Annotated in this window: 22 protein-coding genes; 13 read left to right on the top strand and 9 right to left on the bottom strand. The window is 69.9% G+C overall.

Annotated features, from left to right (window positions below; translation table 11 throughout):
* Positions 1–79 precede the first annotated feature (79 nt).
* A complete protein-coding gene (locus WS87_RS14655; protein ID WP_059527937.1) occupies positions 80–1,456 on the bottom strand; it encodes a nucleobase:cation symporter-2 family protein in 1,377 nt (458 codons plus the stop codon).
* 450 nt (positions 1,457–1,906) lie between these two features.
* On the opposite strand from WS87_RS14655, the gene WS87_RS14650 reads away from it, so the two are divergent.
* From WS87_RS14650 to fghA, 3 genes are read left to right on the top strand one after another with little or no spacing between them, the layout of a single operon-like run.
* Positions 1,907–3,343 carry a xylulokinase gene (locus WS87_RS14650; RefSeq protein WP_059820339.1) on the top strand — a complete coding sequence of 479 codons (1,437 nt, stop codon included), beginning with the start codon at positions 1,907–1,909 and terminating at the stop codon, positions 3,341–3,343.
* A gap of 10 nt (positions 3,344–3,353) precedes the next feature.
* Positions 3,354–3,539: a hypothetical protein gene (locus tag WS87_RS14645; protein WP_059820338.1), complete on the top strand. Its 186-nt coding sequence runs from the start codon at positions 3,354–3,356 to the stop codon at positions 3,537–3,539.
* 51 nt (positions 3,540–3,590) lie between these two features.
* Positions 3,591–4,439: an S-formylglutathione hydrolase gene (fghA, locus tag WS87_RS14640; RefSeq protein ID WP_059820337.1), complete on the top strand. Its 849-nt coding sequence runs from the start codon at positions 3,591–3,593 to the stop codon at positions 4,437–4,439.
* Between the two features lie 110 nt (positions 4,440–4,549).
* Here the strand turns inward: fghA and WS87_RS14635 are convergent, their stop codons facing one another.
* From WS87_RS14635 to WS87_RS14620, 4 genes are read right to left on the bottom strand one after another with little or no spacing between them, the layout of a single operon-like run.
* Positions 4,550–5,332 (bottom strand): metal ABC transporter permease, encoded by a 783-nt coding sequence (locus WS87_RS14635; protein WP_059820336.1) that lies wholly within the window; start codon positions 5,330–5,332, stop codon positions 4,550–4,552.
* Complete coding sequence (locus WS87_RS14630; RefSeq protein WP_059820335.1) at positions 5,325–6,212, bottom strand: ABC transporter ATP-binding protein; 888 nt, start codon at positions 6,210–6,212, stop codon at positions 5,325–5,327. Before WS87_RS14630 ends, WS87_RS14635 begins: the two co-directional genes overlap by 8 nt.
* A 13-nt stretch (positions 6,213–6,225) precedes the next feature.
* On the bottom strand, positions 6,226–7,140 hold the full coding sequence (locus tag WS87_RS14625) for a metal ABC transporter solute-binding protein, Zn/Mn family (RefSeq protein WP_059820334.1): 915 nt from the start codon (positions 7,138–7,140) through the stop codon (positions 6,226–6,228).
* A 48-nt stretch (positions 7,141–7,188) separates the two neighbouring features.
* On the bottom strand, positions 7,189–7,650 hold the full coding sequence (locus tag WS87_RS14620; protein ID WP_059527909.1) for a Fur family transcriptional regulator: 462 nt from the start codon (positions 7,648–7,650) through the stop codon (positions 7,189–7,191).
* Between the two features lie 328 nt (positions 7,651–7,978).
* Between WS87_RS14620 and WS87_RS14615 the strand changes: the two genes are divergently transcribed.
* From WS87_RS14615 to WS87_RS14580, 8 genes are all read left to right on the top strand, one after another.
* Positions 7,979–8,755 (top strand): L-iditol 2-dehydrogenase, encoded by a 777-nt coding sequence (locus tag WS87_RS14615; RefSeq protein WP_059820333.1) that lies wholly within the window; start codon positions 7,979–7,981, stop codon positions 8,753–8,755.
* 72 nt (positions 8,756–8,827) lie between these two features.
* Positions 8,828–9,784 (top strand): sugar kinase, encoded by a 957-nt coding sequence (locus tag WS87_RS14610; protein WP_059820420.1) that lies wholly within the window; start codon positions 8,828–8,830, stop codon positions 9,782–9,784.
* Positions 9,772–11,124, top strand: a complete 1,353-nt coding sequence (locus WS87_RS14605) for a D-tagatose-bisphosphate aldolase, class II, non-catalytic subunit (protein WP_059820332.1) — start codon at positions 9,772–9,774, stop codon at positions 11,122–11,124. Before WS87_RS14610 ends, WS87_RS14605 begins: the two co-directional genes overlap by 13 nt.
* Positions 11,125–11,199: 75 nt before the next feature.
* Complete coding sequence (locus tag WS87_RS14600) at positions 11,200–12,525, top strand: ABC transporter substrate-binding protein (protein WP_059820331.1); 1,326 nt, start codon at positions 11,200–11,202, stop codon at positions 12,523–12,525.
* A gap of 102 nt (positions 12,526–12,627) precedes the next feature.
* Positions 12,628–13,575, top strand: coding sequence for a carbohydrate ABC transporter permease (locus WS87_RS14595; protein ID WP_059527898.1), 948 nt, complete (start codon positions 12,628–12,630; stop codon positions 13,573–13,575).
* Positions 13,572–14,423, top strand: coding sequence for a carbohydrate ABC transporter permease (locus tag WS87_RS14590; RefSeq protein WP_059820330.1), 852 nt, complete (start codon positions 13,572–13,574; stop codon positions 14,421–14,423). Before WS87_RS14595 ends, WS87_RS14590 begins: the two co-directional genes overlap by 4 nt.
* Positions 14,420–15,148 (top strand): HAD family hydrolase, encoded by a 729-nt coding sequence (locus tag WS87_RS14585; protein ID WP_059820329.1) that lies wholly within the window; start codon positions 14,420–14,422, stop codon positions 15,146–15,148. The genes WS87_RS14590 and WS87_RS14585 overlap by 4 nt, the downstream gene beginning before the upstream one ends.
* 59 nt (positions 15,149–15,207) lie before the next feature.
* Entirely contained in the window at positions 15,208–16,317 is a 1,110-nt protein-coding gene (locus WS87_RS14580) for an ABC transporter ATP-binding protein (RefSeq protein WP_059820328.1), read from the top strand.
* Positions 16,318–16,330: 13 nt separating this feature from the next.
* Here the strand turns inward: WS87_RS14580 and WS87_RS14575 are convergent, their stop codons facing one another.
* A complete protein-coding gene (locus WS87_RS14575) occupies positions 16,331–17,215 on the bottom strand; it encodes a LysR family transcriptional regulator (RefSeq protein WP_059820327.1) in 885 nt (294 codons plus the stop codon).
* A 113-nt stretch (positions 17,216–17,328) separates the two neighbouring features.
* On the opposite strand from WS87_RS14575, the gene WS87_RS14570 reads away from it, so the two are divergent.
* Together WS87_RS14570 and WS87_RS14565 are read left to right on the top strand one after the other, a co-directional pair.
* A complete protein-coding gene (locus WS87_RS14570; RefSeq protein ID WP_059820326.1) occupies positions 17,329–18,525 on the top strand; it encodes a serine hydrolase domain-containing protein in 1,197 nt (398 codons plus the stop codon).
* Entirely contained in the window at positions 18,522–19,760 is a 1,239-nt protein-coding gene (locus WS87_RS14565) for an MFS transporter (RefSeq protein ID WP_059820325.1), read from the top strand. The genes WS87_RS14570 and WS87_RS14565 overlap by 4 nt, the downstream gene beginning before the upstream one ends.
* A 13-nt stretch (positions 19,761–19,773) precedes the next feature.
* On the opposite strand, the gene WS87_RS14560 is transcribed toward WS87_RS14565, so the two are convergent.
* The 3 genes from WS87_RS14560 to dalD all read right to left on the bottom strand — a co-directional run bounded on the left by WS87_RS14560 (position 19,774) and on the right by dalD (position 23,835).
* The gene (locus WS87_RS14560) at positions 19,774–20,781 is read right to left on the bottom strand and encodes a sugar-binding transcriptional regulator (RefSeq protein ID WP_175911239.1); all 1,008 of its coding nucleotides are present in this window, start codon (positions 20,779–20,781) and stop codon (positions 19,774–19,776) included.
* 51 nt (positions 20,782–20,832) lie between these two features.
* Positions 20,833–22,314, bottom strand: a complete 1,482-nt coding sequence (gene xylB, locus WS87_RS14555; RefSeq protein WP_059820324.1) for a xylulokinase — start codon at positions 22,312–22,314, stop codon at positions 20,833–20,835.
* A 126-nt stretch (positions 22,315–22,440) separates the two neighbouring features.
* Complete coding sequence (gene dalD, locus WS87_RS14550; protein ID WP_059820323.1) at positions 22,441–23,835, bottom strand: D-arabinitol 4-dehydrogenase; 1,395 nt, start codon at positions 23,833–23,835, stop codon at positions 22,441–22,443.
* Positions 23,836–23,998 lie beyond the last annotated feature (163 nt).

Below are 23,998 nucleotides of genomic sequence, written 5' to 3'. Positions count from 1 at the left end.
AAGCAAAACGCCACGGCAAGCCGTGGCGTTTTTCCTCTCCCGTATCGCGCCATGCTCCGGCGCATCCGGGTCGGATCGGTCAGTGATGCGCGTCGGCCGGGCGTCCGTCGAAGTCGTGCCCTGCGCGGCGGATTTCGCAACGTGCATCCTTCTCGCCCTTCACGCCGTTGAACACGATGTTCAGGATCACGGCGGAGGCGGACGCAAGCAGGATGCCGCTGTGCAGGATCGGTGCGAGCGCGGGCGGCAGCTTCGAGAAGAAGTGCGGTGACACGACCGGCACGAGGCCCATCCCGACGCTCACGGCGACGATGAACAGGTTGTGCGAGTTGTTCACGAAGTCGACCTTCGACAGCACCTTGATGCCGTTCGCGGCCACCATCCCGAACATCACGATGCCCGCGCCGCCGAGCACGAACGGCGGCACCGAGGCGACGACCTGCGCCATCTTCGGGAACAGGCCGAGCAGTACCAGGATCACGCCGCCCGTCGCGCAGACGTACCGGCTCTTCACGCCCGTCACGCCGATCAGGCCGACGTTCTGCGAGAACGACGTATGCGGAAACGAGTTGAAGATGCCGCCGATCAGCGTGCCGAGGCCGTCGACGCGCAGGCCGCGCACGAGGCGCTCCTGGTTGACCGGACGATCGACCATGTCGCCGACCGCGAGGAACATGCCGGTCGATTCGATGAACGTGACGAACATCACCGTGACCATCGTCGCGATCGACAGCGGGTCGAAGTGCGGCAGGCCGAAGTGGAACGGCATCACGAAGCCGACCCACGGTGCGTGCGCGACGCCGTCGGTATTCACGCGGCCGATCGCGAACGCGATCACGAAGCCGGCGACGATGCCGAGCAGCACCGAGATGTTCGCGAGGAAGCCGCGGCCGAACTTGTTGATCAGCAGGATCAGCGTGAGCACGAGCAGCGACAGGCCGAGGTAGACGGGGCTGCCGTATTCCGGATTGCCGACGCCGCCCGCCGCCCAGTTGATCCCGACTTCCATCAACGACAGCCCGATCACCGCGATCACGGTGCCGACGACGACCGGCGGGAAGAACCGCAACAGCTTGCCGATCATCGGCGCGAGCACGATGCCGATGATGCCGGCCGCGATGGTCGAGCCGAAGATGTCGAGAATGCCGAGGCCGGGGTTGGTGCCGATCGCGATCATCGGGCCCACGGCCGCGAACGTGCAGCCCATGATGACGGGCAGGCGGATCCCGAAGATCCACAGGCCGAGCGTCTGGATCAGCGTGGCGATGCCGCACGAAAACAGATCGGCGCTGATCAGGAACGCGATCTGGTCTTTCGGCAGCTTCAGCGCGCCGCCGACGATAAGCGGCACGGCGACGGCGCCGGCGTACATGACGAGGACGTGCTGGAGACCAAGCGTTACAAGCTTGCCGGTCGGCAGCACCTCATCGCACGGATGGACCGTGTTCGATTGCATCTGTCTCACTCCATGATCTTGTTTTCGGGGTGATACGAAGTTATGCGGAATGGAACATCGCAACAAGAGCGCTGGGTTCTATTCCGTTCTTTGCTGGTTCGATATGCCATTTCGGCATGAAACAGGGTGTCGATCATCGGGAAACGCCGCTGGAGTGAGGTTCCCCGGTTTTATAGCCCTTCAAAATAGTGCAGGCCCCCATGTCAAATATCGGCGGCTTTATGGTGTGTATCGCGACTGCGGCATAGTGGAAAAAACGACCGGCGGAAAATCGCGCCGGGTTAACCCGCTGGCGGGCGTTTTGGCACGCTATGTGCAGCCGGGTGAAACCGGTCGTGCGCGGCTTCGTTTTATCGCGTCGCCAGCGCGTCAAAATCGCCGCGCAAATCGGGCCGCATGTCGCGATCCCGCTATCATCGATATCCGTTTATTCGAATACGCCAACCCGTCATGCGCCTGCTCGGAATCGACCTCGGTACCGGCTCCGTCAAACTCGTCACGCTCGATGCCGATGGCGTCGAACGCGCGGTTGCGAGCGAACCCTATGCGTTGTCGTCGCCGCAGCCCGGCTGGGCTGAAATTGCCCCCGACGTGTGGTGGCAGGCGCTCGTGCGCGCCGCTGCGCGACTGCCGGCCGATGAGCGTGCGCAGGTCGCGGCGATCGGCTTCTCCGGCCAGATGCATGGCGTCGTGCTGATCGATGCGGCCGGGCAGCCGGTGCGGCCCGCGCTGTTGTGGCCCGATACGCGTGCGGCGCGCGAAGCGGACGCGGCCGACTGGCCGGGCGCGCCGAATCCCGTCGCGCCCGGCATGGCGGGCCCCCTGTTGCGCTGGGTGGCCGCACACGAACCGCAGGCGTTGCGGGACGCACGCTGGGCCGTGCAGCCGAAGGACTGGCTGCGCGTCGCGCTGGGCGGCGAGGTCGCGGCCGATCCGAGCGACGCATGCGCGACCGCGCTCGCGACGCCGGACGGCGCGTGGGACACGGCGCTGATCGACGCGCTCGGCTTGCCCGTCGACCGGTTCGCACCGGTGCGGGCCTCGGGTGCGCGCTGCGGCGTGCTCGATGCGAAGGCGGCGGCGGCACTCGGGCTGCCGGCCGGCGTGCCGCTCGCGACGGGGGCGGCCGATACCGCGTGCGCGGCGCTCGGCAGCGGGCTCGTCGCGGCCGGCGACGCGTTGCTGACCACCGGCAGCGGCGGCCAGATCGTCGTGCTCGCGGATGCGTTGCCGCCCGCACGGCGCGGGCTGCACCGTTATCGCACGGCGGCTGGCGGCGGCTATTACACGATGGCCGCGATGCAGAACGTCGGGCTCGCGCTCGAAGCCGTGCGCGGCTGGCTCGGCTATCCGCGCTGGCCGGATGCGTACGACGACGCGTTTGCGCAGCCGGCGTCGGCGCGGCTCTGCTTCCTGCCGTACCTGACGGGCGAGCGTTCGCCGTGGATGAATCCCGACGCGCGCGGCGGCTGGCTCGGTCTCGGCCTAGGCGACACGCGCGGCGCGATGATGCGCGCCGCGTTCGAGGGCGTCGCGTTCGCGTTGCGCGCGGGGCTCGATGCGATCCGCGATGCGAATCGGGCCGATCCGGTGACGACGTTGCGCCTCGCCGGTGGCGGCTCGGTCGATCCGCGCTGGCGCAAGTTGCTTGCGGATGCGCTCGGCGCGTCGCTCGACGCGGTCGATTGCCCAAATGCCGCGACGCGCGGTGCCGCGCTGCTCGCGGGCGTCGCGATCGGACACTGGCGCGACGACGCGCTGCGTACGCTGGCGCCGACCGCGTCGCCGGTCGCCGCCCCGCACGACGATCGCGCGCTGGCCGCACGCCACGCGCGTTTCGTCGATCTGTATGCGCGAACGGATGCGTGGTTCACGACCGGCGTTTAAACTCGGGCACGTGTCCTGTCGCGACAGCGGTGACGCGTCGCGGCAAGGCGGCGGCTATTTCCAGCACGCGACGGGCGGCGGGATCGGGGATCATGACGGGCACGCCACGGTATCGCCGTGTCACGCGGCGCGGCTCGACCTGATCACGCACGTGCTGCCGCTCGAGACGCTCCACGGCGCCGCCGACCCGATGTAGAAGGGCGAATCGATTCGCCCGATCGTGCTGTATTGAACGGAAGGGAACCCCATGCTCGAACTCGTTTCTTCGCATGCTTGCCACGGTGGCGAGCAACGCTTCTATCGCCACGATTCGAAGGCGATCGGCCTGCCGATGAAGTTCTCGGTGTACCTGCCGCCGCAAGCGGCGCACGGTCGCGTGCCGGCGCTGTTCTATCTCGCGGGGCTCACGTGCACCGAGGAGACGTTTGCGATCAAGGGCGGCGCGCAGCAGTACGCGGCGCGGCACGGCCTCGCGCTCGTGATGCCCGATACGAGCCCGCGCGGCGCGGGCGTGCCGGGCGAGGCCGATGCGTGGGATTTCGGCGTCGGCGCGGGCTTCTATGTCGACGCGACGCAAGCGCCGTGGTCGACGCATTACCGGATGGAGTCGTACGTGACGGGCGAGCTGCGCGAGCTCGTCGCGGCCGAGCTGCCGATCGACGGCGCGCGGCTCGGGATCTTCGGCCACTCGATGGGCGGGCACGGCGCGCTGACGCTCGCGCTGCGTCACCCCGACCTGTACCGGTCGGTGTCGGCGTTCGCGCCGATTGCCGCGCCGACGCGTTGCCCGTGGGGCGAAAAGGCGTTCTCGGGGTACCTCGGCGATGATCGCGAAGCGTGGAAGCAGCACGACGCGAGCGAACTCGTCGCGCACGCCGATGCGCCGAAGTTCGCGGACGGCATCCTCGTCGACCAGGGCCTCGCCGACCAGTTCCTCGCGAACCAGCTGAACCCCGACGTCTTTGAAGCCGCGTGCGCGAAGGCCGGTCAGCCGCTGACGCTGCGCCGTCATGCGGGCTACGACCACGGTTACTACTTCATCTCGACGTTCATCGCCGATCACGTCGCGCATCATGCGCGGGTGCTCGCACTGTAAGCGGGGTGCGGCACGCGTGACCCGCGGCGCGCGTCGCACGTCGCGCGCGCATGCAGAAACGCCGGCGACCTTTCGGCTACGCCGGCGTTTTCGTTTTTGCCACTCGACGATCAGCGTCGCCGCAACAGGCTCGCGCCATACACGAGTGCGGACAGCGCGGTGATCCAGAAGCTCGTCGGCCAGTCGGTGTGATACGCGAGCGTGATCCCGGCCCACGCTTCGAACAGCGCGAACAGCGCGGCGAGCAGCACGCCGGTCGACAGCCGCGTCGACACGTTCTGCGCGGCCGCGGCCGGCCCGACCAGCAGCGTGAACACGAGCAGCACGCCGACGATCTGCGTCGCCGCAGCCACCGCGAGCGCGCACACCGCGAGGAACAGCATCGACACCGTGCGCAGCGACACGCCCTTGGCTTCGGCCAGTTCGGGCTGCAGCGACGCGAACAGCAGCGGCCGCGCGATCAGCGCGAGCGCGACGAGGCTCACCGCGCCGATGCCGGCCAGCACCGCGAGCGTGTCGTGGTTGACCGCGAGCACGTTGCCGAACAGCAGTGCGGTGACCTGCGTCGCGAACGACGTGTAGAAGTGCAGGAACAGCAGGCCGAACCCGAGCGCGCCCGACAGGATCACGCCGATCGCGACGTCGCGGCCCGCGAGCCGTTCGCCGAGCGCGCCCATGCCGATGCCAGCCGCGAGCGTGAAGCCGACCATCCCCCAGATCGGCGAAATGCCGAGCAGCACCGCGCCCGTCGCGCCGGTGAAGCCGACGTGCGACAGCGCGTGGCCGGCGAAGGTTTGTCCGCGCAGCACCAGGAAGTAGCCGACGATGCCCGCGAGCACCGCGACGATCCCCGACGCGGCGAACGCGTTGATCATGAAGTCGTATTCAAACATCGTGCGAATGCCCCGGATGAGCGTGTCCGTGGTGGTGGTGGTCGTGGCCGCCGCCGCCGTGCGAGTGGCCGTCGTCGTCCTCGTGTTCGTGATCGTGCTTTTCGATTTCGACGTCGCCCGACATCACGAAAATCTTGCCGTTCACGCGCATCACGTCGATCGGCGAGCCGTAGAGCCGCGACAGCACGGGCTTGGTGATGACCTCGTCGACGGTGCCGAGCGCCGCGACGCCGTTGCCGAGATACAGCACGCGGTCGAGCGCGTTCAGGAGCGGATTCAGTTCGTGCGCGGAAAACAGCACGGTGATGCCGAGTTCGCGCTGCACCTTGCGCACGAGTTCGACGACGCCGCGCTGGTGGTTCGGGTCGAGGCTGATCAGCGGTTCGTCGAGCAGCAGCAGCTTCGGGTTGCCGAGCAGGCACTGCGCCAGCAGCAGGCGCTGCCGCTCGCCGCCCGACAGCTCCGACAGCGGCCGGCGCGCGAGCGTCGGGCCGCCGACGAGGTCGAGCACGCGGTCGACGTCGCGCCGCGTCGCGGCGTTCGTGTGCGGCAGCCCCCAGCGGTGGCCGTCGGCGGCCATCGCGACGAAGTCGTAGCCGCGCATCCGGCGATTCGCGAGGCCGCTCCTGATCTGCGGCATGTAGCCGATCGACGCGTTGCCGCGCGCGACCGGCACGCCGCCGACCGACAGCGTGCCGCCCGCGACGGGCACGAGACCGAGCACCGCGCGCATCAGCGTCGTCTTGCCGGCGCCGTTCGGCCCGAGCACGCCGACGAATTCGCCGGGTTCGATCGAGAAACTCACGTCGCGAAGGATCGTGCGTCCGCCCAGTTCGAGCGTGACGCGATCAAGTGCGAGTGCGTGGGGAGTGTCGGTCATGGCGTTGCGTGAGTCATTTCTTGCTGGCGGACAGCGCGGCGGCGAGCGCGTCGAGCTGGCCGGCCATCCATTGCTGGAAGGTCTTGCCGGCCGGCTGCGTCTCGGTGACGCTCACGCCCGGCACGCCACTGTCGCGCGCGATCTTCAGCAGGCGCCGGGTCATCGGCGCTTCGGCCTGGCTGTTGTAGATCAGCACGCGCACCTGCTTCTTGCGCAGGTCGTTCTCGAACGCGGCGACGTCCTGCGCGCTGGCTTCGGTGTCGTTCATCGTCGCGAGCTGGAAGCGCTGGTTGCGCATGTCGAGGCCGATCGCGTCGGACATGTAGCCGAACACCGGCTCGGTGGCCGTCACCGGCACGCCCTTGTATTGCGTGCGCAGCGCGGCGACCTTGTCGTCGACGGGCTTCAGCGACGCGATGAATTTCTGCAGGTTCGCGTCGTAGTCGGCCTTGTTCGCCGGATCGGCGCGGCCCAGCTCGGCTGCGATCGCGCGCGCGGCGGCCGGCATGGTCGCCGGGTCGTACCACAGGTGCGGGTTGTCGCCGGCCTTCTTGCCGACGAGATCCGCGACGACGATCGTCGCGCGCTTCGCCTGCTTCGACGCGCCGAGCAGCTTGCCCATCCACGGATCGTAGTCCGCGCCGTTGTAGATCACGACCTGCGCGTGCTGCAGCGCGCGCGCGGTCTTCGGGCTCGCTTCGAACAGGTGCGGATCCTGATCGGGATTGCTGAGGATGCTGGTCACCGCGACGTGGCGGCCGCCGATCTGCGATGCGACGTCGCCATAGAAATTCTCGGCGGCAACCACGTTGACGGTCGCGGCCTGCGCGAAGGCGGGTGCGGCGATCGACAGCGCGGCGGCCGCGGCGGCGAACAGACGGGCAAGCGGCAGGGCGCGCCGCGGCGCGCGCTTCAGGGCAATGGACATGAAACTCCTCGTTGGAAGGGGCGGCGCGTGCGCCGCGCGTGTGCGGTGTCAGCGTTGCGCGGGCTTGCCCTTGCAGTGCCCGCACAGGCCGTTCAGCTCGACGACCTGGTGGTGGACTTCGAACCCGTGCGCGGGCGCGCTCGCGGACAGCTGTTTCGCGAGGTCGCTGCCCGGAATCTCGACGGTCTCGCCGCACGAGTCGCAGATCAGGAACTGGCCTTCGTGCGGCACGCCGATCTCGCAGCATGCGAAGAACGCGTTCTTCGATTCGATCCGGTGGATGAAGCCGTGCTCGACGAGGAAATCCAGCGCGCGATAGACGGTCGTCGGCGGCACGCGGCCGCGCTGCGGCTCGAGCTCGGCGAGCAGGTCGTACGCGCCGATCGGGCGCTGCGCGGCCAGCACGCGTTCGTAGACCTGGCGGCGCAGCGGCGTCCACGCGAGCCCGTGCTCGGCGGCGAATGCGTCGGCCCGGGACAGCCGGGCGTCGATGGGCGATGAGGTGGCCATGGCGTGAAGCAGGCAATGAAACGAAGTATCGCGATGATATAACGTATCTTTCCGTCGTGCAGCCCGAATTCCGCCTCGCGCACCGGCTCTGTCCCCTTCATCGCCGTTTCAGCCGCGCCGCACCCAGCGTGCCGCGCCTTGCCGCGCGCGGCTCCCCACGCGACGCGCGGCGCGATCGTGCCGCAGCGCATCATCGAAAGCCGCCGTGCCGCCTTGACAGCGTGAATCGCGTATCCGATCATTCGACCAACAACAGAGCAATTGATCGGTCGGCGAGCGTTCGCTCACCTCGCTGCCTTCGCACAGCAGAACGAACCGGAGACAACCAGTGAGACTGGAAGACAAGGTCGCGATCCTGACGGGCGCGGCAAGCGGCATCGGCGAAGCGGTCGCGCAACGCTATCTGGACGAGGGCGCGCGCTGCGTGCTGGTCGACGTGAAGCCCGCGAGCGGTTCGCTCGCACGGCTGATCGAGGCGAACCCCGGCCGCGCGGTGGCCGTCACCGCGGACGTCACGCGCCGCGACGATATCGAGCGCATCGTCGCGACCGCCGTCGAGCGCTTCGGCGGCGTCGACATCCTGTTCAACAACGCGGCGCTGTTCGACATGCGCCCGATCCTCGACGAATCCTGGGACGTGTTCGACCGGCTGTTCGCGGTCAACGTGAAAGGGCTGTTCTTCCTGATGCAGGCCGTCGCGCAGCGGATGGTCGAGCAGGGCCGCGGCGGCAAGATCGTCAACATGTCGTCGCAGGCGGGGCGTCGCGGCGAGGCACTCGTTTCGCACTACTGCGCGACCAAGGCCGCGGTGATCAGCTACACGCAGTCGGCCGCGCTCGCGCTCGCGCCGCACCGGATCAACGTGAACGGCATCGCGCCGGGCGTGGTCGACACGCCGATGTGGGAGCAGGTCGATGCGCTGTTCGCGCGCTACGAGAACCGGCCGCTCGGCGAGAAGAAGCGGCTCGTGGGCGAAGCCGTGCCGCTCGGCCGGATGGGCGTGCCGGGCGACCTGACCGGCGCCGCGCTGTTCCTCGCGTCGGCCGACGCCGACTACATCACCGCCCAGACGCTGAACGTCGACGGCGGCAACTGGATGAGCTGACATGGCGCCGCTCGCACGCGCAACCCGGGCGTCCGCGCCGCGCGCGGCCGCCGCCGCACGAGGGCACGCATGATGGCCGAGATCGTCGTCGCCGGCGAACTGCTGGCCGAATTCGTCGCCGCCGAGCGCGGCCAGGGTTTCGACACGCCGGGCCTGTTCGCGGGGCCGTTTCCGAGCGGCGCGCCGGCGATCTTCGCCGACCAGGCCGCGCGGCTCGGCGCGCGCGTCGCGTATGCGGGCTGCGTCGGGCGCGACGCGTTCGGCGACGCGATCGTCGCGCGGCTCGAGCACGACGGCGTCGACGTCGCGCGCATTCGTCGTGTCGCGCGTCCCACCGGCACCGCGTTCGTCGCGTATCGCGACGACGGCTCGCGCAGCTTCGTGTTCAGCCTGTCGACCAGCGCGGCCGCGTGCGTCGATGCCTCCGACGTCGACTCCGCGATGTTCGACGGCTGCCGCTACTTCCACGTGATGGGCTCGTCGCTGACGAGCGAATCGGCGATCGCGGCGGTGCAGCGCGGCGTGATCGAAGCGGCGCGAGTCGGCGCGAAGGTGTCGTTCGACCCGAACGTGCGGCCCGAGATGCTGAGCTTTCGTCCGATGCGCGCGGCGCTCGACACGATGCTCGCCGCGTGCCATCTGTTTCTGCCGAGCGAGGCCGACCTGCCGTTCTTCTGCGGGCCGCAGCCGGCCGAGCGCGCGATCGCGGGGCTGCTCGCGACGCATCCGCTGCTCGAGCGCGTCGTGCTCAAGCGCGGCGCGGCCGGCAGCGCCGCGTTCGACCGTGCGAGCCGTGTGGACGTGCCGGCCTGGCCGGTCGACGAACTCGATCCGACCGGCGCCGGCGACTGCTTCGGCGGCACGTTGGTCGCGAGCCTCGTCGCCGGCCTGCCGATCGACGTCGCGCTGCGTCGCGCGAACGCGGCCGGTGCGATCGCGGTCACGCGGCGCGGCCCGATGGAGGGCAACAGCAGCGCGACGGAAATCGACCGCTTCCTGACCGAACGAGGTGTCGCATGTCCGGCCTGACCCCCGTCGCCGAACGCCCGCGCAACGCGCACGCCGACACCGTGCTGCGGATGATCTTCGACGCGAACCGCGCGGATGCGCAGCGCGGCATCTATTCGGTCTGCAGCGCGCACCGGCTCGTGCTGGAGGCCGCGTGCGAGGCCGCGCGCGCGGACGGCTCGCCGCTCCTGATCGAGGCGACCTGCAACCAGGTGAACCATCTCGGCGGCTACACGGGCATGACGCCCGCCGATTTCCGGCGCGACGTCGACGCGATCGCGCAGCGCTGCGGGCTCGCGTCGTCGGCACTCGTGCTCGGCGGCGACCATCTGGGCCCGAACCCGTGGCGGCACCGCCGCGCGACCGATGCGATGCGCGAAGCGGCCGCGATGGTCGCCGCATACGTCGAAGCCGGCTTCGAGAAGATCCACCTCGACGCGAGCATGGCGTGCGCGGACGATCCGGCGCGGCTCGACGACCGGACCATCGCCGCCCGCGCGGCCGAGCTGTGCCGCGCGGCCGAAGACGCGGCGGCGCGTGCCGGCGTCGCGCCCGTGTACGTGATCGGCACCGAGGTGCCGACGCCGGGCGGCGAAGTGGCCGGCGACACGGGCGGCGATGCGATCGCGCGGATCACGGTCACGCGCAGCGACAGCATCGCCGCGACGCTGGACGCGCATCGCGGCGCATTCGCGGCGGCCGGGCTCGACGACGCATGGACGCGCGTGGTCGCGATCGTCGCGCAACCGGGCGTCGATTTCGACGATCGCCACGTGCTCGACTACGACAGCGCGAAGGCCGCGTCGCTCGGCGCGAGCATCCTGCGCACGCCGCGCCTCGTGTTCGAAGCGCATTCGACCGACTACCAGACCGAAGGCGCGCTCGCCGCGCTCGTGCGCGACCACTTCGCGGTGCTGAAGGTCGGGCCCGCGCTGACCTTCGCGTTGCGCGAGGCGCTGTTCGCGCTCACCTTCATCGAGGACGCGTTGATCGACGACGTCGCGCAGCGCTCGCGGTTGCGCGACGTCGTCGACGCCGCGATGCGCGCGCAGCCCGAGCACTGGGCGCCGTATTACCGCGGCGACGAAACCGAGCAGCGGCTCGCGCGCCAGTTCAGTTACAGCGACCGGATCCGCTATTACTGGCTGCAGCCGGCCGTCGCGGCGGCGGTCGAGCAGTTGTTCGACAACCTTGCGCGGCAGCCCGTGCCCGAGACGCTCGTCGCGCAGTGGCTGCCGGACGTGTACGCCGCGTGCCGCGCGGGCGGCCTCGCGAGAGAGCCGCGCGCATGGGTGCGCCACCGGATACGCGACGTGATCGCGCACTATGCGCGCGCGTGCGGGATGCAGCGGCCGGCGTGACGGGCCGCGAAGGAAGCGACGCAATACGCAACACGCAACACCGACGACAGTTCGAACAATCACAGGAGACATGCCATGCAACGAAAGATGCTCGATGCCGCCGCACGCTGCTTCGCCGGAGCCGCGCTCGCGACGGCCGCGTGCGCGGCGTCCGCCGGCACGCTGACGATCGCGACGCTGAACAACCCGGACATGATCGAGTTGAAGAAGCTGTCGCCGGCGTTCGAGAAGGCGAACCCGGACATCAAGCTGAACTGGGTGATCCTCGAGGAAAACGTGCTGCGCCAGCGCGCGACGACCGACATCACGACCGGCAGCGGCCAGTTCGACGTGATGGCGATCGGCACGTACGAGACGCCGCAGTGGGGCAAGCGCGGCTGGCTCGCGCCGATGACGGGCCTGCCCGCCGACTACGACCTGAACGACATCGTGAAGACGGCGCGCGACAGCCTGTCGTACAACGGCCAGCTGTATGCGCTGCCGTTCTACGTCGAAAGCTCGATGACGTTCTACCGCAAGGACCTGTTCGCGGCGAAGGGGCTGAAGATGCCCGACCAGCCGACCTACGACCAGATCGCCGAATTCGCGGACAAGCTCACCGACAGGGCGAAGGGCACCTACGGCATCTGCCTGCGCGGCAAGGCCGGGTGGGGCGAGAACATGGCGTACGTGTCGACGGTCGTGAACACGTTCGGCGGGCGCTGGTTCGACGAGAACTGGAACGCGCAGCTGACGTCGCCGGAATGGAAGAAGGCGATCAATTTCTACGTGAACCTGCTGAAGAAAGACGGCCCGCCGGGAGCAAGCTCGAACGGCTTCAACGAGAACCTGACCCTGACCGCATCGGGCAAGTGCGCGATGTGGATCGATGCGACGGTCGCGGCCGGGATGCTCTATAACAAACAGCAGTCGCAGGTCGCCGACAAGGTCGGCTTCGCGGCCGCGCCGGTCGCTGCCACGCCGAAGGGCTCGCACTGGCTGTGGGCATGGGCGCTGGCCGTGCCGAAGACGTCGAAGCAGCAGGACGCCGCGCGCAAGTTCATCGCGTGGGCGACGTCCAAGCAGTACATCGAGATGGCCGGCAAGGATGAAGGCTGGGCGTCGGTGCCGCCGGGCACGCGCGCGTCGACCTACCAGCGCCCCGAGTACAAGGCCGCCGCGCCGTTCTCGGACTTCGTGCTGAAGGCGATCGAGACGGCCGACCCGAACGATCCGTCGCTGAAGAAGGTGCCGTACACGGGCGTGCAGTATGTCGGGATTCCTGAATTCCAGTCGTTCGGCACGGTGGTCGGACAGGCGATCGCCGGTGCGGTGGCCGGCCAGATGACGGTCGACCAGGCGCTCGCCGCCGGGCAGGCCGCCGCCGATCGCGCGGTGCGTCAGGCCGGCTACAAGAAGTAACGCGGCCCGCGCCGTGCGCGCCCCCGCGCACGGTGCCCGTCGCCGAAGCAGACAGGCCGGGCGGCCGTTGGCGCCCGCGCCTCAACCGGAGGGACTCCGATCATGCGTCATTTACGTCTTCCCCTGAGCCACGCGCCGTCGGTCGGCGACGCGTCGTCGCCGCCCGGTGCGCCGCGCCGCGCGCGCGGCGGCGCCAGCTGGCTCGTGTCGCCGTCCGTCGCGGTGCTGCTGCTGTGGATGTCGATCCCGCTCGCGATGACGATCTGGTATTCGTTCTCGCGCTACAACCTGCTGAACCCGGACGTGAAGGGCTTTGCCGGGTTCGACAACTACCGCTTCCTCGCGACCGATCCGTCGTTCCTGCCCGCGATCTGGCACACGCTCGTGCTGATCGGCGCGGTGCTCGCGATCACCGTGGTCGGCGGCGTGTTGATGGCCGTGCTGTTCGATCGCAAGTTCTACGGGCAGGGCGTGGCGCGCCTGCTCGTGATCGCGCCGTTCTTCGTGATGCCGACGGTCGCCGCGCTGATCTGGAAGAACATGATCCTGCATCCGGTGTACGGGCTCGTCGCGAACGCGATGCGCGCGCTCGGGATGACGCCGATCGACTGGTTCGCCGACTACCCGCTCACCGCCGTGATCATCATCGTTGCGTGGCAGTGGCTGCCGTTCGCGTTCCTGATCCTGTTCACCGCGATCCAGTCGCTCGACCAGGAGCAGAAGGAAGCCGCGCGCATCGACGGCGCGGGCGCGATCGCGATGTTCTTCTACATCACGCTGCCGCACCTGAAGCGCGCGATCGCCGTGGTCGTGATGATGGAGACGATCTTCCTGCTGTCGATCTTCGCGGAGATCTACACGACGACGGGCGGCGGCCCCGGCAACGCGACGACCAACCTGTCGTACCTGATCTATGCGCTCGGCCTGCAGCAGTTCGACGTCGGCCTCGCATCCGCGGGCGGGATCATCGCCGTCGTGGTCGCGAACGTCGTGTCGTTCTTCCTGGTGCGGATGCTCGCGCGCAACCTGAAGGGGGAGTACGAGAAATGAGCGACCTGACTTTCGAAGGCCGGCGCGCGCCGGCCGCGTTCGACCTCGTGCGGCGTGCGCTGCCCGGCGCGCTCGCGTGGCTGCTCGCGCTGCTGCTGTTCTTCCCGATCTTCTGGATGGCGATCACCGCGTTCAAGACCGAGCAGCAGGCGTACGCGTCGTCGCTGTTCTTCATGCCGACGCTCGACAGCTTCCGCGAGGTGTTCGCGCGCAGCAACTACTTCGCGTTCGCGTGGAATTCGGTGTTGATCTCGGCGGGCGTCACCGTGATCTCGCTGCTGCTCGCCGTGCCCGCGGCTTATGCAATGGCGTTCTTCCCGAACCACCGCACGCAGAAGGTGCTGCTGTGGATGCTGTCGACCAAGATGATGCCGTCGGTCGGCGTGCTCGTGCCGATCTACCTGCTGTGGAAGAACGCGGGGCTGCTCGATACCGTGTCGGGCCTCGTGATCGTGTACACGCTGATCAACCTGCCGATCGCGGTCTGGATGACCTTCACGTATTTCAACGAGATCCCGAAGGACATCCTCGAAGCCGGGCGCATCGACGGCGCGTCGACGTGGCAGGAGATCGTCTACCTGCTGATGCCGATGGCGCTGCCGGGTCTCGCGTCCACCGCGCTCCTGCTCGTGATCCTGTCGTGGAACGAGGCGTTCTGGAGCATCAACCTGTCGAGCTCGAACGCCGCGCCGCTGACCGTGTTCATCGCGTCGTACTCGAGCCCCGAGGGGCTGTTCTGGGCGAAGCTGTCCGCGGCTTCCCTGCTGGCCGTCGCGCCGATCCTGATCGTCGGCTGGCTGTCGCAGAAGCAGCTCGTGCGCGGGCTCACGTTCGGGGCGGTCAAATGAGCGCGGCCGGCGAAGGCGCGCGCGGAAAAGGCGCGGTCGGCCACGGGATGAACGTGCTGATCTGCGATTGCGACGGCGTGCTGATCGACAGCGAGGCCGTCGCCGCCGACGTGATCGTGCGCGAGCTGGACGCGCGCTGGCCGGGCGTCGACGCGCGGCCGGCGGTGATGCCGCTGCTCGGGCTGCGCATCGAGCGCGTGCTGGCCGGCGCGAGCGAGGCGGTCGGCCGCACGCTGACGGCGGGCGACGTCGACGCGATCCGCCGCGCGGTCGAGGCGGCGGCCGTCAACGCGCCGATGGTCGCCGGCATCGATACGGCACTCGCCGCGATCGGCCTGACGACGGCATGCGCGAGCAACAGCTACCGCGCATACGTCGAGGCGGCGCTCACCCGCACCGGCCTCGCGCGCTTCTTCGGTGACCGGCTGTTCTGCGCGGACGCCGTCGCCAGGCCGAAGCCCGCGCCCGACGTGTATCTCGCGGCCGCACGCTCGCTCGGCGCGGTGCCCGCGCAATGCCTCGTCGTCGAGGACAGCGTGACCGGCATCACCGCAGCTGCCGCGGCCGGCATGACCGTGCTCGGCTTCATCGGCGGCGGGCATGCGTCGGCCGCGCAGATCGACGCGCTGCGCGGGATCGGCGCGCGTCACGTATTCGACGACATGCACGAGCTGCCCGGCTACGTCGCGCGCTGGCAGGCGACCGGCGCCGTGCTGCCGAACTAGTACCACGAACGATCGCGCCGCATCGAACGCGGCGCATCACGAATGAACGGAGACAGATCATGGCAAGCGTGCTCCTGCGCAACATCGCGAAGCGCTACGACGACACCGAAGTGCTGCGCAACGTGAACCTCGACATCGCCGACGGCGAATTCGTCGTGTTCGTCGGGCCGAGCGGCTGCGGCAAATCCACGCTGATGCGGATGATCGCCGGGCTCGAGGACATCTCGAGCGGCGACCTGCTGATCGACGGCGCGAAGGTCAACGACGTGCCGAGCGCGAAGCGCGGCATCGCGATGGTGTTCCAGTCGTATGCGCTGTACCCGCACATGACGCTGTACGACAACATGGCGTTCGGCCTGAAGCTCGCCGGCGCGAAGAAGCCCGAGATCGACCAGGCGGTGAAGCAGGCCGCGAAGATCCTGCACATCGATCACCTGCTTGACCGCAAGCCGAAGCAGCTGTCGGGCGGCCAGCGGCAGCGCGTCGCGATCGGCCGCGCGATCACGCGCAAGCCGAAGGTGTTCCTGTTCGACGAGCCGTTGTCGAACCTCGACGCGGCGCTGCGCGTGAAGATGCGGCTGGAATTCGCGCGGCTGCACGACGAGCTGAAGACGACGATGATCTACGTGACGCACGACCAGGTCGAGGCGATGACGCTCGCCGACAAGATCGTCGTGCTGTCGGGCGGCGCGGTGCAGCAGGTCGGCACGCCGAACGCGCTGTACCACGCGCCGGCCAACCAGTTCGTCGCGGGCTTCATCGGCTCGCCGAAGATGAATTTCCTGACGGGCACGGTCGAGTCGATCGATGCGACCGGCGTGCTGGTGCGCTTCGGCAGCGGCGAGACGCAGCGCGTCGCGGTCGATGCGGCCGGGTTGCAGCGCGGCGCGGCGGTGACCGTCGGCGTGCGGCCCGAGCATCTGATGGTGGCGCAGGCGGCAACCGGCGTCACCGCGCGGACGATGGCCGTCGAATCGCTCGGCGATGCCGCGTATCTGTACGCGGAGTCGGCCGTCGCGCCGGACGGGCTGATCGCGCGGATTCCGCCGCTCGACACGTACCGCACCGGCGAGGCGCTGCACGTGCATGCGCAGCCCGAGCACTGCCATCTGTTCGACGAACACGGGCAGGCGCTGCGCCGGCTGAGCCCGCACGCGAAGGCGGCGTGACGGCCGGGCGCGGTCAGATGCGCAGGTGCTCGACCATGTAATCGACGAAGGCGCGCAGTTTCGGCGTCGGATGGCGCCCTGACGGCCACAGGACGTAGATCGGCGTGCGGCTCGCGACGTATTCGTCGAGCACTGCATGCAGCGTGCCGCCGTCGAGCGCGTCGCGCACGAAGAATTCGGGCAGGCACGCGATGCCGAGCCCGCGCTGGGCGAAGCACAGGCGGGTCTCGGCGTTGTTGCTGACCATCGAGACGGGCACCACCGGCGGCGTGCCCGAGCGCGATGCGCGCAACGGCCAGGTCTCGAGCTTGCCGCTGCTCGGGAAACGGTAGTGCAGGCAGCGATGCCGAGCGAGATCGGCCGGCGTGCGCGGCGCGCCGTGCCGTTCGAGATAGCCGGGCGACGCGACGAGGTGCTGGCGGAAATGGCCGAGCAACCGCGACGACAGTCGCGAATCCGTCGGCCGGCCGGTGCGCAGCACCGCATCGAAGCCTTCGTCGACGACGTCGACGAGGCGGTCGCTGAAATCGATGTCGAGTTCGATTTCCGGATACGCGGCCATGAAATCGGCGAGCAGCGGCAGCAGCAGCGTGCCGATCGTCGGCAGGCTCACGCGCAAGCGCCCGCGCGGCGCTTCGGCGCTGTGCGTCAGTTCCTGCTCGGCAGCGTCGATCTCGGCGATCACGCGCCGACACCGTTCCAGGAAGCGCGTGCCTTCCGCGGTCAGCGTGATGCTGCGTGTGCTGCGGTGGAAGAGCCGCACGTTCAGCCGGGCCTCGAGCCGCGCGATGCGCTTGCCGATCGCGGACGCCGACAACCCGAGCGCGCGGCCGGCCGCGACGAAACTGCGCGTTTCCGCGACCTGGACGAACACGACGAAACCGCCAAGATTTTCCATGCAGGTTCCCGATTGCGGACATCGACGTCCGGAGTGTCCGGAACTCTAACCCGGTTTTTCTTCCTGCGCCGGTTCCCTACGATGGGCGTTCCTTCTTTCTTCGAGGTCACGCCATGTCATCCCTGCCTGTCTCCGCTCGCCGCGCCGAACCGGACGCCGCGCTGCCCGAGCGCCTCGATGCCGCGCTCGACCGCGCGCTGGCCGACGCGCGCGTGGTCGGCGCGGTCGTGCTGGTCGCCCGCGACGGCGAGCTTCGCTACGCGCGCGCGGCCGGTCTCGCCGATCGCGAGGCCGGCACGCCGATGCGGGAGGACACGCTGTTCCGGCTCGCGTCGGTATCGAAGCCGATCGTGACGGCCGCCGCGATGCGGCTGGTCGCGGCGGCACGCATCGAACTCGACGAGCCGGTCGCGCGCTGGCTACCCGCGTTCCGGCCGACGCTGGCCGACGGCACGCCGGCCGACATCACGTTGCGTCATCTGCTGTCGCATACGGCCGGGCTCGGCTATCGCTTCCTCGAAGCCGACGCCGACGGCCCGTATGCGCGTGCCGGCGTGTCCGACGGGATGGACCGCGCGGACCTGTCGCTCGCGGAGAACGTGCGGCGCATCGCAGGCGTTCCGCTGCGGTTCGCGCCTGGCACGTCGTGGGATTACTCGCTCGCGACCGACGTGGTCGGCGCGCTGATCGAGGCGGTTGACGGCAGGCCACTCGCCGACGCCGTGGCCGCGCTCGTCACGACACCGCTCGGGATGACGGACACCGCGTTCTTCTCACGCGATGCGGCGCGCTTCGCGACGCCGTACGTGAGCACGCCGGGCGCGCCGCGGCGGATGGCCGACGACGATCTCGCGCCGGTGTACGACGGCACGGTCGGCATCCGCTTCGCGCCGGCGCGCGCGTTCGACGCGGCCGCGTGGCCGTCGGGCGGGGCGGGGATGGTCGGCACCGCGCGCGACTGCCTGACGCTGCTCGAGACGTTGCGCACCGGCCGCGACGGCTGGCTCGCGCGCCGCTGGATCGACGAGATGGCGCGTGTGCAGCCGGGCGCGCACGACCTGCCGGACGCGCCGGGATTCGGCTTCGGGCTGGGTTTTTCGGTGCTGCACGATCCGGCGGCCGCGCAGTCGCCGGAGTCGGTCGGCACGTGGCGCTGGGGCGGTGCATACGGGCATGCGTGGTTCGTCGATCGCGCGGCCGGGCTGACGGTCGTCGCGCTGACCAATACGTTGTACGAAGGGATGCACGGGCGTTTCGTCGCCGACGTGCGCGATGCGGTGTACGGCGTCGACGAACGGAGCGCGACATGAGCGAGTGCGTAGCCGTTTCCGATCGCGTGTCCGACCGCATCGCCGACCCGGCGTCCGGATTGTCCACGCCGGCGCGCGAAGGCTTGCCGGTCGCGAACCTGCTGGCGCTCGCGACCGCCGGGTTCATCACGATCCTCACCGAAGCGTTGCCGGCCGGCCTCCTCCCGTTGATGAGCGTCGACCTGCGCGTGATCGAGGCGCTGATCGGCCAGCTCGTGACCGTCTATGCGCTTGGCTCGATCGTCGCGGCGATTCCGCTCGTCGCCGCGACGCGCGCGATGCGCAGACGCCGGCTGCTGCTCGCGGCGCTCGCCGGGTTCGTCGTGTCGAACGCGCTGACGGCCGCGTCGCCGTACTACGCGCTCACGCTCGCCGCGCGCTTCGTCGCCGGCATGTCGGCCGGGCTGCTGTGGGCGCTGCTGGCCGGCTATGCGAGCCGGATGGTCGACGCGTCGTTGCGCGGCCGGGCGATCGCGGTCGCGATGCTCGGCGCGCCGGTCGCGATGTCGATCGGCATTCCGGCCGGCACCGCGCTCGGCGCGATGTTCGGCTGGCGCGTCGCGTTCGCGGGCATCACGGTCGCGGCGCTCGCGCTGATCGGCTGGGTCCGGCTGCGCGTCCCCGACTTTCCGGGGCAGCAGGCCGGCGCGCGCGCGCCGGTGCGCCGCGTGTTCGCGCTGCCCGGCGTGCGGCCGGTGCTGGTCGTGATGTTCGCGTACGTGCTTGCGCACAACATGCTGTACACGTACGTCGCGCCGTTCCTCGCGGGCGTGCGGATGGGCGCGCAAGTCGATGCGGTGCTGTTCGTTTTCGGCGTCGCGTCGCTGGTCGGCATTGCGCTGACGGGCGCATGGATCGGCGCCGCGCAGCGGCGGCTGACGCTCGCGAGCATCGCGCTGTTCGCGCTTGCGGCGGCGATGCTCGGCGCAGGATCCGGCATGACGATCGTGTATGCGGGCGTCGCGCTCTGGGGGCTCGCGTTCGGCGGCGCGCCGACGCTGTTCCAGACGGCTGCCGCGAACGCTGCGGGCGACGCGGCCGATGTCGCGCAGTCGATGCTCGTGACGGTGTGGAATCTGGCGATCGCGGGCGGCGGCATCGCGGGCGGGATGCTGCTCGGCGCGACGGGTGTGGGGGCGATTCCGTGGGTGCTCGTCGCGCTGCTGGCGGCGGCGTGGATCGGTGCGTGGCGCGCGCGCCGGCACGCGTTTCCGGCGCCGCGCGCGGCCGCGTGAGCGTTGGGCGGCGTCAGGCCGCCTTCGCCTCGAGCGCCGCGCGCGCGCAGGTCTCGTCGGTGACGAGCCCCGACAGCCAGCCGCCGCGCAGCGCGGCGATCACGGCGTCGCGCTTCTTCGGGCCGCCCGCGAACGCGATCGTCGGGCGCTTCGGCGGCGCGTCGAGCGCGACGCTCGTCACGCGCGCGCTGGTCGACACGTCGACCAGCTTGCCCTGCGCATCGATCGGCACGCCGAGCAGTTCGGCCACCGCGCCGAGCGCGGTCATCTCGTCGCGTTCCTGTTCGGTGATGAAGCCGTCCTCGTAGAGCGGGCAGTGCGGGCCGATGTTGCCGATCCCGACGAACGCGACATCGGCCTGCGCCGACAGCGCATCGACGATCCGGTACAGCCGGTGATTGCACCATTGCGCGCGCTCGGCGTCGCTGTCGGCGAACAGCGGCGCGGGCAGCAGGAAGTGCTTGCCGCCGGTTTTCTCGGAGATGTACTGCGCGACGTCGTAGCGGTTCGACGAGCCGTCGGCCGCGATCGCGCCGACCATCGACACGAGCCGGTGCTGCGGCCGCTCGATCTGCGCGATCTGCGCGACCGCGGCCTTCAGCGTCCGGCCGCTGCTGACGGCGATCACCATCGGCCGCGTCTCGTTCAGATAGCGCTCCATCACCTGCGCGCCGGCGACCGCGAGCTTGCGGTCGATCGCTTCGGGCGCGTCGGCGTCGACGGGCACGACTTCGCACATCGCGAGCCCGTAGCGCTTCGACAGCTGCGCGCCGAGGTCGAGACAATCGGCGAGCTGATGATCGACGCGCACGCGGATCAGGTTCTTCTCGACCGCGAACGCGACGAGGCGCTGCGCGACCGGGCGCGACACCTGCAGCTTCTCGGCGATTTCGTTCTGCGTGTCGCCCGCGACGTAGTAGAGCCACGCGGCGCGCGTGGCGAGATCGAGTTTTTCTGAGGACTTGGACACGATAGCGGTTCGGTTCGGATCTGGGTCGGCCGTCGGGCGGCGCAACGGCATCCACTGTAACGCATGCCGGATGCGCGGCCGCCGGCCGCTGCGCGTCGCCGCTTACGCGAGCCGCGCGCGCGACGGTTCGTAAAGCGGGCGCACGTGGCGATACAGCGCGCGAAATGCGTCGAGGCGTTCGCGCAGCAGCGCATGACGGCCGGCGTCCGGCGCGTATTCGGCGCGCACCGGCGGCTTGGTCAGCACGGCATGCGGATCGCCGCCGACGGCGAGCCAGCCCAGGCGCGCGGCGCCGAGCGCCGCACCGGTTTCGCCGCCGCCGTGCTGGCACGTGCGTACGTTCAGCGCATCGGCGATCAGCTGCGCCCAGAACGCGCTGCGCGCGCCGCCGCCGATCAGCGACAGGCGGTCGGTTTCGACGCCGGCCGCATGCAGCGCGTCGAGGCCGTCCGCGAGGCCGAGCGTCACGCCTTCGAGCACCGCGTAGCCGAGGTGCGCGCGTTCGGTCGCATGCGTCATCCCGAAGAACACGCCCTGCGCATAAGGGTCGTTGTGCGGCGTGCGTTCGCCGGACAGGTACGGCAGGAACAGCGGCGCCGTCGCGAGCGCGTCCGCGTCGAGCGCCTCGATTTCGGCGAGCAGCGCCGGCTCGTCCGTGCCCGTCAGCTTGCAGACCCAGCGCAGGCAGCTCGCGGCCGACAGCACGACGCTCATCAGTTGCCAGCGATCGGGAATCGCGTGGCAGAACGCATGCACGGCCGATGCGGAGTTCGGCATGAAGCGGTCGCCGACCACGCTCAGCACGCCCGACGTGCCGAGCGACACGAAGCCGTCGCCCGCGTGGATCGCGCCGATGCCGAGCGCGCTGGTCGCGTTGTCGCCGCCGCCGCCCGCCACCACGACGGCCTCCGACAGCCCGAGCTCGCGCGCGAGATCCGCGCGCAGCGTGCCGGACGGCGCGTTGCCTTCGACGATGCGCGGCATCTGCGCCCGCGTCATGTCGCACGCGGCGAGCAGCGCGTCGGACCAGTCGCGGCGCGCGACGTCGAGCCACAGCGTGCCGGCCGCGTCGGACGGGTCGGACACCTTCGCGCCGGTGAGACGGAAACGCAGGTAGTCCTTCGGCATCAGCACGCACGCGGTCGCCGCGAACACGTCGGGCTCGTGCTTCGCGACCCACAGCAGTTTTGGCGCGGTGAAGCCGGGCATCGCCAGGTTGCCGGCGAGCGCGTGCAGATCGGGGGCGCGTTCGGTGAGCAGCGCGCATTCGTCGGCGCTGCGCATGTCGTTCCACAGGATCGCGGGGCGCAGCACGCGGTCGTCGCGGCCGAGCAGCACCGCGCCGTGCATCTGGCCCGACAGGCCGATCCCGCGCACCTGCGCGAATGCGTGCGGATGCCGTTCGCGCAGCGCCGCGAGCGCGGCGAGCGTGCCGCGCCACCAGTCGTCCGGATGCTGTTCCGCCCAGCGCGGGTGCGGCCGCGACACGCTGAACGGCGTGCCCGCGGTGCCGACCACCGTGCCGTCCGGGGCAAGCAGCAGCACCTTCACTTCCGAGGTGCCGAGGTCGATGCCGAGATACATGAGCGATCCGTTCCGTCAGTGAGGAGCCGCTACTTTAGCCGCACGCGTGCGCACCTGCCAACGCAGGTTCGCCCGGATGCGCGGCCGCTCGCGGCGGCCGGTTGCTAGGCTGTCGGCCGTCGCGCGTCAGCGCTGCGCGAGCCATGCGTCGACGCGTGCGAGCCCGGCGCGCAGCGCGTCGAACAGCGCCGCGTTGCCGGCGAGCGAGCCCCATAGCACGCGGCTCGCGCACAGCGCGACGACCGGGTCGTCGGCTTCGACGATCGCGCGCGCGGCGCCGTCGTCCATCACGCCGTCCTGGTACGCATACGGCAGCAAGCCGCGCGCCCAGCGTTCGAGAAAGCGCAGGAACAGCGCCGGCAACACGGCGGTGGCGACCGGCGCCGCGCCGCGTGTGAGCGATTCGGCGAGCGTCGGCGCGATGAAGCCGGGAATCTTCGAGAAGCCGTCGGCCGCGACGCGCTGGTTCGTGTCGAGCACGTACGGGTTGCCGAAGCGTTCGAGCACGACGTCGCGGTAGCGTTCGAGATCGAGCGGGCTCGGGCTGAGACACGGGATCACGTCCTGCGTCACGTAGTCGTGCGCGAACCGGCGGATCGCCGCGTCGTGCGTGCCCTCGTGGATGTACGTGTAGCCCGCGAGCGTGCCGGCCCACGCGATGCAGCTGTGCGTCGCGTTGAGGATGCGGATCTTCGCTTCCTCGTACGGGTGCACGTCGTCGACCAGCTCCGCGCCGGCCAGCTCCCAGCGCGGCCGGCCGGCCGCGAAGCGGTCCTCGATCACCCACTGGATGAACGATTCGCCCATCACCGGGCATGCGTCGTCGACGCCGGTGGCCGCGCGCACGCGTTCGCGCACGTCGGCGGTCGGGCGCGGCGTGATGCGGTCGACCATCGCGCTCGGCGTCGCGACGTTCGCATCGAACCACGCGAGCAGGCCGTCCTCGCCGCGCCGTTCGAGAAATTCGCGCATGCCCGCGCGAAAGCGCGCGCCGTTGTTGCGCAGGTTGTCGCAGCTCTGCAGCGTGAGCGGGCCCGCGCCGCGCTTCACGCGCTCGGCGAGCAGCGCCGCGAGCGCGCCGTACAGCGTCGTGCGCGCGCCCTGCAGGTCGGCCGCGAGATCGGCGTTCGCGAGGTCGAGCCGGTTGTGTTCGTCGAGGTAGTAGCCGCCTTCGGTCACGGTGAACGACACGATCCGGCAGGCCGGGTCGGCGCCGGCGTCGATCAGCGCGGCGAGGTCGATCGACCACGGCAGCACGCGCGCGATCGCGCGGACCGTCTCGTATGCGCGCTCGCCCTGCGGCGTGACCGTTTCGAGCGTGTACGCGCCGTGCTGCGCGGCGAGCGCGTCCATCGTCGCGCGCATGTCGTCGCGGATGTTGCCGACGGTCAGCGACCAGCGTTCGTCGGCCGGCACGGCCGCGTTCACGCGATGCAGATACCACGCCTGGTGCGCGCGGTGGAACGAGCCCGCGCCGATGTGCAGCAGCACGGGCGCGCGGGCGGAGGACGATTCGCTCATCCGGTGTCTCCTGTTCGTGCCAGTCTTTCCTGTCGAATACGATCATTTGCTCTTTGTGTGAGCGAATGATCGTATTCGGGCGAGCGAAAGTCAAGGCGGGGACACGGCATTTCGATGGTGCGCTGCGGCGGCGCGAAAGCGGGTGGCGAAGGGGAGAGCGGTG

Origin of the sequence: Burkholderia sp. MSMB0856 (genome assembly GCF_001524645.2) — a bacterium.
In the GTDB taxonomy this organism is placed as follows: Bacteria; Pseudomonadota; Gammaproteobacteria; order Burkholderiales; family Burkholderiaceae; genus Burkholderia; species Burkholderia diffusa.
The sequence above is the reverse complement of the archived record's forward strand: the minus strand, read 5'-3'. Positions and strand labels throughout refer to the sequence as shown.